Genomic DNA, 11,714 nt, shown 5'->3' with positions numbered 1-11,714 from the left:
CCTCCCCCGTGCGGATCGCCACCGAGGGCGGCCACCCGCCCTTCAACTACGTCGAGGACGGCAAGCCGGCGGGGTTCGAGGTCGAGCTGGCCCAGGCCCTGTGCGGGCAAGCCGGGCTCACCTGCACGATCGTGCTCCACCAGTGGGACGGCATCATCAAGGGCCTGGAAGCCGGCGAGTACGACGCCATCATGGCCTCGATGGCGATCACGCCGAAGCGGGCCGCCCGCATCGCCTTCACGAAGCCCTACTACCGGATCCCGTTCTCCTACGTGGCGCGCAAGGACGCCTCGCTGCCGAATCCCGGCCCCGGGACCCTGCGGGGCCGGGCGATCGGCGTGGCGGCGCACGGGCCGCAGGTCGCCTATCTCGAGCAGCGGGTGCCCGGGGCCGACATCCGCACCTTCGACAGCCTGGCGGACGCGACGCTCGACCTCCGGGCCGGCCGCGTCGACGTCGTCCTCGGCGACAAGCTCGACCTAGCGAACTTCCTCGCCAGGCCGGAGGGCGGCGCCTGCTGCCGCCTCGTCGGGGACGTGCCCCCGGGCGAGCCGCTGCTCGGCGAGGGCGTCGGGATCGGCCTGCGCAAGGGCGACCGCGACCTGCGCGAGGCGTTCGAGCGGGCGCTCGCGGCGCTGATCGCCGACGGGCGCTACGACCGCATCCGGGCGAAGTTCATTCCGTTCGACACGAAGTGACGACGCTCGTTTGACGGGCGCGGGGGCGGCTCACTACACCGGGGCCGACCGCCGCAGGATAACGGCGTGGGAGGGTTTAGCGCATGGCACAGGTCGCGTTTCTGGGTCTCGGCGTGATGGGAGGGCCGATGGCCCGCCACCTCGCCGCCAAGGGCCACCAGGTCACGGTCTACAACCGCACGAAGGCCAAGGCCGATGCCTGGGTGAGTGCCCATGGCGGCAAGGCCGCGGCCACGCCCCGGGAGGCGGCGGAGGGCCAGGAGATCGTCTTCGCCTGCGTCGGCAACGACGACGACCTGCGCCAGGTCACGACCGGCCCGGACGGCGCCTTCGCGGCGATGGGCAAGGGCACGGTGTTCGTCGACCACACCACTGCCTCGGCGGAGGTGGCGCGGGAGCTGTCGGCGGCGGCCGAGACGGGCGGGTTCGGCTTCGTCGACGCGCCGGTCTCCGGCGGCCAGGCCGGGGCCGAGAACGGCGTCCTCACGGTCATGTGCGGCGGCGACGCCGACACCTACGCCCGGGTCGAGCCGGTCATCAAGTCCTACGCCCGGGCCTGCCGGCTCCTCGGTCCGGTCGGCGCCGGCCAGCTCGCCAAGATGATGAACCAGATCTGCATCGCCGGCCTGGTCCAGGGCCTGTCGGAGGCGGTGCATTTCGGCAAGCAGGCCGGGCTCGACATCGAGGCGGTGCTCGACGTGATCTCCAAGGGCGCGGCCGGCTCCTGGCAGATGGAGAACCGCGGCAAGACCATGAACGAGGGCAAGTTCGACTTCGGCTTCGCCGTCGACTGGATGCGCAAGGACCTCTCGATCGTCCTCGCCGAGGCCCGCAACAACAAGGCGAAGCTGCCGGTGACGGCTTTGGTCGACCAGTTCTACGCCGAGGTGCAGAGCATGGGCGGCGGGCGCTGGGACACGTCGAGCCTGATCGCCCGGCTGGAGAAGTGAGGGCGGTCGACGGGTTCGACTGCGTCTAGTCCAACCCTCCGCGTCATTCCGGGGCCGCGCAGCGGAGCCCGGAATCCAGAAACGCAGGTGGATCGAAACAAAGCGGAGAGCGTTCCGCTTCATTCCCTTCCACCTGAGCGTCTGGATCCCGGGCTCTCGCCTTCGGCGAGCCCCGGGATGACCCTATGAGGTGGAAACCTCGGCGAAAAATAGTCACCTCTCCTTCCCCACCAGGCAGCTCACCGCCTTGCGCCAACCGGCGAGCCGCCGCTCGCGCATCGTCGGCTCCATCGCCGGAGCGAAGCGGCGCTCCAGGCGCCAATGGTCGGCGAAGTGCTCGGGCTCGGGGTAGAGGCCGCAGGCCAGGCCCGCGAGGTAGGCCGCGCCCAACGCCGTCGTCTCCTTCACCTCGGGGCGATCGACGGGAGCGGCCAGCAGGTCGGCGAGGCGCTGCATCGTCCAGTCCGAGGCGACCATGCCGCCGTCGACCCGCAGCACCGTGGCGCTCCCCTCCCCGTCCGGCCAGTCGGCCCGCATCGCGGCCAAGAGGTCGGCGGTCTGGTAGCAGACGCTCTCGAGGGCTGCCCGGGCGAGTTCGGCCGGGCCGGTGCCGCGGGTGAGGCCGAACAGGGCGCCGCGGGCGTCGGGCTCCCAATAGGGCGCGCCGAGGCCGACGAAGGCCGGCACCAGGTAGACCTCCTGGCCTGAGTCGGCCCGCTCGGCGAGCGCCCCGGTCTCGGCAGCCGACTCGATGACGCCGAGCCCGTCGCGCAGCCACTGCACCGCCGCTCCCGCGACGAAGATCGAGCCTTCGAGGGCATAGGTGCGCTGGCCGTTGAGCTGGTAGGCGATGGTGGTGAGGAGCTTGTTCTTCGAGGCCACCGGCTGGGAGCCGGTGTTGAGCAGCGCGAAGCAGCCGGTGCCGTAGGTCGACTTGACCATGCCGGGCCGGAAGCAGGCCTGGCCGACGACCGCCGCCTGCTGGTCGCCGGCGACGCCCCGGATCGGGATCGCGGCGCCGAACAGGTCCGGGTCGGTGGTGCCGAAATCGCCCGAGGAATCGCGCACCTCCGGCAGCATCGAGGCCGGCACGCCGAGGAGGCCCATCAGCTCCTCGTCCCAGGCGCCCCGGTGGATGTCGAAGAGGAGCGTGCGCGAGGCGTTGGTGGCGTCGGTGACGTGCAGCCGCCCGCCCGTGAGGCGCCAGAGGAGATACGAATCGACGGTGCCGAAGGCGAGCTCGCCGGCCTCCGCCCGGGCGCGGGCTCCCGGCACGTTGTCGAGGATCCAGGCGATCTTGGTGCCGGAAAAGTAGGGATCGAGGATCAGGCCGGTCTTGGCGGTGACCATCGGCTCGTGGCCCGCCTCCTTCAGGCGGGCGCAGATCCCGGCCGAGCGCCGGTCCTGCCAGACGATGGCGCGGTGCACCGCCTCGCCGGTGCTCCTGTCCCAGACCAGCGTCGTCTCGCGCTGGTTGGTGATGCCGATCGCCGCCACGTCACCCGCGGTGACCCCGGCCTGCCTCATCGCCGCCCGGCAGGTGTCGAGGGTGGTGCGCCAGAGGTCCTCCGGCTCGTGCTCGACCCAGCCCGAGGCCGGGAAGTGCTGCGGGAATTCCGCCTGGGCGAGGCCCGCGATCGAGGTGTCGGGGCGAAACAGCAGGGCGCGCGAGGAGGTGGTGCCCTGGTCGATGGCGAGGATGAGGGAGGACATCGTTCTGGCGCTCGTCCGAAAGGTGGTGGTTCGGCCGTGACGGCCTCCCTCGCGACGAGCGCGGCGGTCACCGCCATCCTGGCGATACCTGGATCATCGCGGAAAGGAGAGCCGGGGCAGGACGCCCCGGCTCCCGCAAGATCACCCGCGTTTCGGGGGCGAGGCCGGCCAGCTCTTGATCAGGGTGTCGTAGTCGATCGTCTCACCCTTCGGCTTCTCGTCGGCAAGCTTGCGCTGGGGGGCCAGCGTGCCGTCCTTCTTGGCCTGCTCGTACCAGTGCTCGGCCGAGGTCTTCGGGTTCAGCTTCGGGCCGCACTCGCCCTGGACCTTCGAGCGCTCCAGGCGCGCCATCACGTCGTCCTGGGCGTTGGCGAGGGCGTCCATCGCCGCCTGCGGGGTCTTGGCGCCCGAGGAGGCGTCGCCGATGTTCTGCCACCAGAGCTGCGCGAGTTTGGGGTAGTCCGGCACGTTGACGCCGGTCGGGGTCCACTGCACGCGGGCCGGCGAGCGGTAGAACTCGACCAGGCCGCCGAGCTTCGGCGCCCGCTCGGTGAAGGACTTGTCCCAGATGTCGCTCTCACGGATGAAGGTGAGGCCGACGTGGCTCTTCTTCAGGCTGACCGTCTTCGAGACGATGAACTGCTGGTAGAGCCAGGCGGCCTTGCGGCGCTCGAGGGGGGTCGACTTCAGGAGGGTGAGCGAGCCGGCATCCTGGTAGCCGAGCTTCATGCCCTCCTTCCAGTACGGGCCCTTCGGCGAGGGCGCCATGCGCCACTTCGGCGTGCCGTCCTGGTTCATGACGGGCAGACCCGGCTTGACCATGTCGGCCGTGAAGGCGGTGTACCAGAACATCTGCTGGGCGACGTTGCCCTGCGACGGCACCGGGCCCGACTCCGAGAAGGTCATGCCGGCGGCCTGCGGCGGGGCGAACTTCTTCAGCCACTCGACGTACTTGGTGACCGAGTAGACCGCCGCCGGGCCGTTGGTGTCGCCGCCGCGCTCGATCGAGGAGCCGACCGGGCGGCAGCCCTCCATGCGGATGCCCCACTCGTCGACCGGTTTGCCGTTCGGGATGCCCTTGTCGCCGTTGCCGGCCATCGACAGCCACGCGTCGGTGAACCGCCAGCCCAGGCTGGGATCCTTCTTGCCGTAGTCCATGTGGCCATAGATCTTGACGCCGTCGATCTCCCTCACGTCATTCGTGAAGAACTCGGCGATGTCCTCATAGGCCGACCAGTTGACCGGCACGCCGAGTTCGTAGCCGTACTTGGCCTTGAACTTCTCCTTGAGATCGGGCCGGGTGAACCAGTCGTAGCGGAACCAGTACAGGTTGGCGAACTGCTGGTCGGGCAGCTGGTAGAGCTTGCCGTCCGGGCCGGTGCCGAAGGACTTGCCGATGAAGTCGTCGAGGTCGAGGGTCGGCGAGGTGACGTCCTTGCCCTCGCCCTTCATGAAGTCCGAGAGGGCCACGGTCTGGCCGTAGCGGAAATGGGTGCCGACGAGGTCGGAATCGTTGATCCAGCCGTCGTAGATGTTCTTGCCCGACTGCATCTGGGTCTGGATCTTCTCGACCACGTCGCCCTCCTGCAGGAGGTCGTGGCGGAGCTTGATCCCGGTGATCTCGGAGAAGGCCTTGGCGAGGGTGCGGGCCTCGTACTCGTGCGTGGTGATGGTCTCGGAGACGAAGTTGATCTCCATGCCGGCGAAGGGCTTCGCCGCATCGACGAACCACTGCATCTCTTTGAGCTGCTCCTCCTTCGACAGGGTCGAGGGCTGGAACTCGGTGTCGATCCAGCGCTTGGCCTCCTCCATGCCGGCGAAGGCGTGGCCGGCGGCGAGGCTGAGCGCGAGGGCGCTCGCGGCGGTGAGCAGACGATAGCGTTTCACGGCTGTTTCCTCCCTGATGAACCTGTTGTCGGGCCTGCCGGGGCAGGCCCGTCAGCCTCTTGCTTCACGCATCACCCGTGAAGGAGTGATGTCGCGTCCCCCGTGACCGGGCGTCGAGCTCTCACGCGAATCGGAACATCGCCGCCCCGTAGACGAGCGAGAGCGCGAGCGCCCATTCGAGGCTCGGGCCGACGAGGCCGAGCCAGGCGAGGTTGATGAAGGCGGCGCCGACCAGCGTCAGGAACAGGCGGTCGCCGCGCGTCGTCGGGATTCGCAGGATTCCGACCCGCTCGGTCTCCGGGCGCCAGACGGCGAGCGCCGTCATCAGGGCGAGCAGGCCGGCGATGACCGCGAAGAAGGTCGCGGTCTGCCAGGTCCAGGCCATCCAGGCGAAATCAGGCATCGGACAGGCTCCCCGATCACACCCGACCGAGGGCGAAGCCCTTGGCGATGTAGTTGCGCACGAACCAGATCACGAGGGCACCCGGCACGATGGTGAGGACGCCGGCCGCGGCGAGCAGGCCCCAATCCATGCCGGCGGCCGAGACCGTGCGGGTCATGGTGGCGGCGATGGGCTTCGCGTCGACCGAGGTCAGGGTGCGGGCGAGCAGCAATTCGACCCAGGAGAACATGAAGCAGAAGAAGGCGGCAACGCCTATCCCTGACGCGATCAAGGGCATGAAGATCTTCACGAAGAAGCGCGGGAAGGAGTAGCCGTCGATCGCCGCGGTCTCGTCGATCTCGCGCGGCACGCCGGACATAAAGCCCTCGAGAATCCACACCGCCAGCGGCACGTTGAACAGGCAGTGGGCGAGCGCCACGGCCCAGGGCGTGTCGAACAGGCCGACCGCCGAGTAGAGGTTGAAGAACGGCAGCGCGAACACCGCCGGCGGCGCCATCCGGTTCGAAAGCAGCCAGAAGAACAGGTGCTTGTCGCCGATGAAGCTGTAGCGCGAGAAGGCGTAGGCCGCCGGCAGCGCCAGCCCGATCGACAGCACGGTGTTGATCGCCACGTAGGACAGCGAGTTCAGGTAGCCGCCGTACCAGCTCGGATCGGTGAAGATCCGGATGTAGTTGTCGAACGTGATGGCCTGCGGCCAGAGCGTCATGCTGGTGTTGATTTCCTGGTTGGTCTTCAGGCTCATGTTCACGAGCCAGTAGATCGGGACCATCAGGAACAGCAGGTAGAGCGTCATCACGACGTGGCGCGGGCGCATCAGGCGGCCCTCCGGTCGAGCGGGATGGTGGTGGCGGGAGGCAGGCTGCCGGCGGCGGCCGCGTCCGCCGGGTCGCTCTCGGCGGAGACGGTGCGGCTGCCGGCGTCGACGTTGGTCATCACGGTGTAGAACACCCAGCACACGCTGAGGATGATGAGGTTGTAGACCAGCGACATCGCCGCCGCCCGGCCGAGGTCGAACTGTCCCAGCGCCAGCTTGACGAGGTCGATCGACAGGAAGGTCGTGGCGTTGCCAGGGCCACCGCCGGTGAGCACGAACGGCTCGGTGTAGATCATGAACGAGTCCATGAAGCGCAGCAGCACGGCGATCAGCAGGACCCGGCGCATCTTCGGCAGCTGGATGGTGCGGAAGATCGCCCACTGGCTCGCCCCGTCGATGCGGGCGGCCTGGTAGTAGGCGTCGGGGATCGACTTCAGGCCGGCGTAGCACAGGAGCGCCACCAGGCTCGTCCAGTGCCAGACGTCCATGGTCACGATGGTGACCCAGGCGGCGAGCGCGCTGCCGGCGTAGTTGTAGTCGATGCCGATTCTGTTGAGGAACGAGCCGAGGAGGCCGATATCGGTGCGGGCGAAGACCTGCCAGATCGTGCCGACGACGTTCCACGGGATCAGGAGCGGCAAGGCCATCAGCACGAGGCAGAAGGCGACCGAGCGGCCTTCGCGCGGCATCGAGAGCGCCACCGCGATGCCGAGCGGCACCTCGATCGCCAGGATGATTGCGGAGAAGAGCAGGTTGCGCCACAGCGAGTCGAAGAAGCGCTCGCCGAACTGGCTCGACGGGTCGAGGAGTTCCTGGAACCAGCCGATGCCGTTCCAGAAGAACTGATTGTTCCCGAAGGTATCCTGGACCGAGTAGTTGACGACCGTCATCAGCGGCAGCACCGCCGAGAAGGCGACGACGGCGAAGACCGGCAGGACGAGGAGCCAAGCCTTCTGGTTGACGGTCTTGGTCATGCGGCGCCTCCGGGCAGGCCGGGCACCAGGGCGCCGTCGGCGTAGATGTGGATCTGGCGCGGATCGAGGGTCAGCGCCGCCTCAGCTCCGTCGAGGCTCTGGCCCTCCGCCACCGTGGCGACGAGGGGGCGGCCGCCGAGCTCGACCCGGGCGAGGCGCTGGCGGCCGATATCGTCGATGCGCCGCACCTGGACGGGGAGGCCGAGGCCCTTCGGCGCCAGGTGCACGTATTCCGGCCGCACCCCGAGCTCGATGCGCTTGTCCCGAGGCAGGTCCGGGTAGTGGCGGGCGAGCGGGATGGCGTGGCCCTCGATCGTCGCGGTCGCACCCTGAACCTGAGCCGGCAGCAGGTTCATGCCCGGCGAGCCGATGAAGTGGCCGACGAAGGTGTGGGCCGGGCGCTCGAACAGCTCGTCGGGGGTGCCGGTCTGCACCACCGCCCCGTCATGCATCACCACCACCGTGTCGGCGAAGGTCAGCGCCTCGGTCTGGTCGTGGGTGACGTAGATCATCGTCAGGTCGAGCTTGCGGTGCAGCTCCTTCAGGGTCGAGCGCAGCTGCCACTTCAGGTGCGGGTCGATGACGGTGAGCGGCTCGTCGAACAGGATCGCCGCCACGTCCGGGCGCACCAGGCCGCGGCCGAGGGAGATCTTCTGCTTCATGTCCGCCGTCAGGTTGTTGGCGCGGCGGTCGAGCACCCGGGTGAGGTCGAGGAGGCCGGCGATCTCCTCCACCCGCGCCCGGATGGTGGCGGGCGCGACGCGCCGGTTCCTGAGCGGGAAGGCCAGGTTCTCCCGCACCGTCATGGTGTCGTAGACGACCGGGAACTGAAAGACCTGGGCGATGTTGCGCCCCTCGGTCGGCACGGTGGTGACGTCGCGGTCGTCGAACAGGATGCGGCCGCGGGTCGGCACGACGAGGCCCGAGATGATGTTGAGCAGGGTGGACTTGCCGCAGCCGGACGGCCCGAGCAGCGCGTAGGCGCCGCCCTGGCGCCAGACGTGGTCGATCTCCTTCAGCGCGTAGTCCTGGGGGCCCTGCGGGTTCGGCCCGTAGGCGTGGGCGAGGTGGTCGAGGGTGATGCGGGCCATGGATCCCTCTCCGTCTCAGGCCGCCGCCGGCAGGTCGAGGGCCGCCGTGCGGCCGCTCGCGTCGAACACCAGGGCGTGGCGCGGGTCGAGATAGGCGGTGACGGCCGTGCCGGGTTCGAGCCGGCGGACGCCGGGCAGGAGCGCGATCAGGCGGCTCTCGCCGGCATCGACGTGAACGAAGCTCTCCGAGCCGGTGATCTCGGCGACCGAGACAACGGCGGGAAGCGCGATCGCCTCGACCGGCAGCGGATCGAGGGCGAGGTGATGGGCGCGAAAGCCGATCGTGTAGGCCCCGTCCGGGACGTTCGCCAGGGTGCCGGTGGCCCGAACCTGGCCGCCGGTCGGCAGCGTGACCCGGCCGCCGGCCTTCACCACGCTCAGGGTGTTGAGCGGCGGGTCGGAGAAGACCTTCGCGGTGACGAGGTCGTCGGGCCGGCGATAGACGTCCGGCGTCGGGCCGACCTGCGTGACGCGGCCCTGGTGCAGGGTCGCGGTGCGCCCGCCGAGGAGCAGCGCCTCGGCCGGCTCGGTGGTGGCGTAGACGAAGATGGCCCCCGTAGCCGCGAAGATGCGGGGCAGCTCCTCGCGCAGTTCCTCGCGCAGCTTGTAGTCGAGGTTGGCCAGCGGCTCGTCCATCAGCACGAGGTCGGCGCGCTTGCACAGGGCCCGGGCGATGGCGGTGCGCTGCTGCTGCCCGCCCGAGAGCTCGAGCGGGCGGCGCTTCAGGTAGGGCTCGAGCTTGAGGAGCCTGGCCGCCTCCTGCACCCGCGCCTCGATCTCGGCCTTCGGCAGGCGCGAGACCCGCATCGGCGAGGCGATGTTCTCGTAGACCGAGAGCGAGGGGTAGTTGATGAACTGCTGGTAGACCATCGCGACGTTGCGGGCCTGCACCGGCCGGCCGGTCACGTCCTCTCCGTCGACGAGGATCCGGCCCTCGCTCGGCGCCTCGAGCCCGGCCATCAAGCGCATCAAGGTGGTCTTGCCGGCCAGCGTCTGGCCGAGCAGCACGTTGAGCGAGCCCTTCGGCAGGGCGAGGCTGACGTCGCGGATGTGGGTCTCGAGGCCGACCCGCTTGGTGACGTTCTCCAGGATCAGGGTCATGGCGCCCTCCCGTCTCTTGCTCGTCAGGCCGCGTTGGGCGCGGCGGCGGCGCGGCGCATGAACTCGTCGAGGGCGGCGGCCTCGGCGGGCGCGACCCTAAGGCCGAGCTTCGAGCGGCGCCAGAGCACGTCGTCGGCGGTCATGGCCCACTCGCGGCGCATCAGGTGGCGCACCTCGCGCTCGGTGAGGTCGGCGCCGAAGAGCCGGCCGAGATCGGCCATGGAGCGCGCGCTCCCCAGGATCTCCCGCGCCTCGGTGCCGTAGGCCCGCACCAGCCGTGCGATCAGCGCCTCCGGCAGGGCCGGATGCTGGCGCGAGAGCCCCGCCACCACGTCGTCGTAGCTCTCCTTCGGGAAGTTGCCGCCCGGCAGGACGGCGCCCGCGGTCCAGGGCGCCTTCCGGGCCGCCGGCAGGTGGTCCTTCAGGCGCTCGAGCGCCGATTCGGCGAGGCGGCGGTAGGTGGTGATCTTGCCGCCGAAGACCGAGAGCATCGCGGGCTGGCCCTCCGGCGCGTCGAGGGTCAGCACGTAGTCGCGGGTGGCCTCCTGGGCCTTCGAGGCGCCGTCGTCGTAGAGCGGGCGCACGCCCGAATAGGTCCACACCACCTCGTCGCGGGTCACCGGATCGCGGAAGTACTCGCTCGCAGCGGCGCACAGATAGGCGATCTCCTCCTCGCTCGCCCTCACGTCGGCGGGGTCGCCCGTGTAGTCGCGGTCGGTGGTGCCGATCAGGGTGAAGTCGCGCTCGTAGGGGATCGCGAAGATGATGCGCTGGTCGGCGTTCTGGAAGATGTAGGCGCGGTCGTGCCGGAAGAGGCGGCGCACCACGATGTGGCTGCCCTGGACCAGGCGCACGCCCTCGGAGGCGTTCGTCCGCGCCACGCCGGTGAGCACGTCGGCGACCCAGGGGCCGGCGGCGTTGACGAGGGTGCGGGCCCGCACGGTGTCGCGGGCGCCGGTCTGGCGGTCCTCCGCCGTCAGCTCCCACAGCCCGTCCACCCGGGCGGCGGTGACGACCCGGGTGCGCGGCCGGATCATCGCGCCGCGCTCGGCGGCGTCCCGCGCGTTGAGCACCACGAGGCGCGAATCCTCGACCCAGCAATCCGAGTACTCGAAAGCGCGGCGAAAGCCCGGCTTCAGCGGCTCGCCGGCGGGGTCGCGGGTGAGGTCGAGGGTGCGGGTGCCGGGCAGGCGCTTGCGGCCGCCGAGGTTGTCGTAGAGCAGGAGCCCGAGGCGCAGGAGCCAGCCGGGCCTCAAGCCCGAATGGTGCGGCAGCACGAAGCGCAGCGGCCAGACGATGTGGGGCGCCATGCCCCACAACACCTCGCGCTCCATCAAGGCCTCGCGCACCAGGCGGAACTCGTAGTGCTCCAGGTAGCGCAGGCCGCCATGGATGAGCTTGGTCGAGGTCGAGGAGGTGCCGCTGGCCAGGTCGCTCTGCTCGAACAGCACCACGGAGGCGCCGCGGCCCACCGCGTCGCGGGCGATGCCGCAGCCGTTGATGCCGCCGCCGATCACCGCGAGGTCGAACACCCCGCGCTCGTCGCCGGGCTGCTGGCGCCTGGGGGCCAAGGCCACCTCCCTGTCGGAGCCTTTCGGCTCTTTCGTTTGCATCCTGGCGCGAACGTAGACGCGCGCGAACGCTGACGCAAGCGAAACCGAAAGCGGGAAGGCGCGAACGAAAGCCTACGACTTTCGGTTTGGGCTACTCGGCGGCATCGGAGGTCTCCTGGGCGCCGGCATCGTCCCCCGCTTCCACCAGGGTGACGCGGTGGGTCGCGCACATCTCCCTCAAGGAGGCGGAGGGCAGCGCGTCGGTGACGAAGTAGTCGAGTTCGCGCAGGTGGCCGACCCGGATCGGCGCCGAGCGCTCGAGCTTCAGCTTGTCGGCGACCAGGATCACCCGGCGGGCATTCTCGATGATGGCGCGGGCGACCCGGACCTCGCGGTAGTCGAAGTCGAGCAGGGTGCCGTCCTCGTCGATCGCCGAGGCGCCGATCACGGCGTAGTCGACCTTGAACTGGTTGATGAAGTCGACCGCCGCCGAGCCGATCACCGCCCCATCCGCCCGCCGCACCGGCCCG

The 11,714-nt window shown here is 69.8% G+C and carries 11 protein-coding genes; 2 read left to right on the top strand and 9 right to left on the bottom strand.

Features of this window, described 5'->3' with window-relative positions; translation table 11 throughout:
- Both VQ02_RS31960 and VQ02_RS31955 read left to right on the top strand, forming a co-directional pair.
- Positions 1 to 698, top strand: a 698-nt coding sequence (locus VQ02_RS31960) for an ABC transporter substrate-binding protein (protein WP_048448297.1), incomplete at its 5' end; no start/stop codon positions are given.
- A gap of 83 nt (positions 699 to 781) precedes the next feature.
- A complete protein-coding gene (locus tag VQ02_RS31955; protein ID WP_048448296.1) occupies positions 782 to 1,648 on the top strand; it encodes an NAD(P)-dependent oxidoreductase in 867 nt (288 codons plus the stop codon).
- A 213-nt stretch (positions 1,649 to 1,861) separates the two neighbouring features.
- Here VQ02_RS31955 and glpK read toward each other — a convergent pair whose 3' ends face one another.
- The 9 genes from glpK to VQ02_RS31910 form a co-directional block, all read right to left on the bottom strand.
- Complete coding sequence (gene glpK, locus VQ02_RS31950; RefSeq protein WP_048448295.1) at positions 1,862 to 3,361, bottom strand: glycerol kinase GlpK; 1,500 nt, start codon at positions 3,359 to 3,361, stop codon at positions 1,862 to 1,864.
- A gap of 141 nt (positions 3,362 to 3,502) precedes the next feature.
- Positions 3,503 to 5,248, bottom strand: coding sequence for an ABC transporter substrate-binding protein (locus tag VQ02_RS31945; protein ID WP_048448294.1), 1,746 nt, complete (start codon positions 5,246 to 5,248; stop codon positions 3,503 to 3,505).
- Between the two features lie 121 nt (positions 5,249 to 5,369).
- On the bottom strand, positions 5,370 to 5,651 hold the full coding sequence (locus VQ02_RS31940) for a DUF2160 domain-containing protein (RefSeq protein ID WP_048448293.1): 282 nt from the start codon (positions 5,649 to 5,651) through the stop codon (positions 5,370 to 5,372).
- A 16-nt stretch (positions 5,652 to 5,667) separates the two neighbouring features.
- Positions 5,668 to 6,465 (bottom strand): carbohydrate ABC transporter permease, encoded by a 798-nt coding sequence (locus VQ02_RS31935; protein WP_048448292.1) that lies wholly within the window; start codon positions 6,463 to 6,465, stop codon positions 5,668 to 5,670.
- A complete protein-coding gene (locus tag VQ02_RS31930; RefSeq protein WP_048448291.1) occupies positions 6,465 to 7,439 on the bottom strand; it encodes a carbohydrate ABC transporter permease in 975 nt (324 codons plus the stop codon). The genes VQ02_RS31935 and VQ02_RS31930 overlap by 1 nt, the downstream gene beginning before the upstream one ends.
- A complete protein-coding gene (locus tag VQ02_RS31925) occupies positions 7,436 to 8,530 on the bottom strand; it encodes an ABC transporter ATP-binding protein (RefSeq protein WP_048448290.1) in 1,095 nt (364 codons plus the stop codon). Before VQ02_RS31925 ends, VQ02_RS31930 begins: the two co-directional genes overlap by 4 nt.
- 15 nt (positions 8,531 to 8,545) lie before the next feature.
- Complete coding sequence (locus VQ02_RS31920; RefSeq protein ID WP_048448289.1) at positions 8,546 to 9,631, bottom strand: ABC transporter ATP-binding protein; 1,086 nt, start codon at positions 9,629 to 9,631, stop codon at positions 8,546 to 8,548.
- Positions 9,632 to 9,654: 23 nt separating this feature from the next.
- Positions 9,655 to 11,202, bottom strand: coding sequence for a glycerol-3-phosphate dehydrogenase (glpD, locus tag VQ02_RS31915; protein WP_048448288.1), 1,548 nt, complete (start codon positions 11,200 to 11,202; stop codon positions 9,655 to 9,657).
- A 133-nt stretch (positions 11,203 to 11,335) separates the two neighbouring features.
- A partial coding sequence (locus tag VQ02_RS31910; protein WP_048448287.1) for a DeoR/GlpR family DNA-binding transcription regulator occupies positions 11,336 to 11,714 on the bottom strand: 379 nt, incomplete at its 5' end.

The organism is Methylobacterium variabile, assembly GCF_001043975.1.
In the GTDB taxonomy this organism is placed as follows: domain Bacteria; phylum Pseudomonadota; class Alphaproteobacteria; order Rhizobiales; family Beijerinckiaceae; genus Methylobacterium; species Methylobacterium variabile.
The sequence above is the reverse complement of the archived record's forward strand: the minus strand, read 5'-3'. Positions and strand labels throughout refer to the sequence as shown.

Bases quoted from the DNA above. Each gene is read 5' to 3' on its own strand.
- VQ02_RS31955 (WP_048448296.1), top strand. From the start codon at position 782: ATGGCACAGGTCGCGTTTCTGGGTCTCGGCGTGATGGGAGGGCCGATG.
- glpK (WP_048448295.1), bottom strand. From the start codon at position 3,361: ATGTCCTCCCTCATCCTCGCCATCGACCAGGGCACCACCTCCTCGCGC.
- VQ02_RS31940 (WP_048448293.1), bottom strand. From the start codon at position 5,651: ATGCCTGATTTCGCCTGGATGGCCTGGACCTGGCAGACCGCGACCTTC.
- VQ02_RS31935 (WP_048448292.1), bottom strand. From the start codon at position 6,465: ATGCGCCCGCGCCACGTCGTGATGACGCTCTACCTGCTGTTCCTGATG.
- VQ02_RS31930 (WP_048448291.1), bottom strand. From the start codon at position 7,439: ATGACCAAGACCGTCAACCAGAAGGCTTGGCTCCTCGTCCTGCCGGTC.
- VQ02_RS31925 (WP_048448290.1), bottom strand. From the start codon at position 8,530: ATGGCCCGCATCACCCTCGACCACCTCGCCCACGCCTACGGGCCGAAC.
- VQ02_RS31920 (WP_048448289.1), bottom strand. From the start codon at position 9,631: ATGACCCTGATCCTGGAGAACGTCACCAAGCGGGTCGGCCTCGAGACC.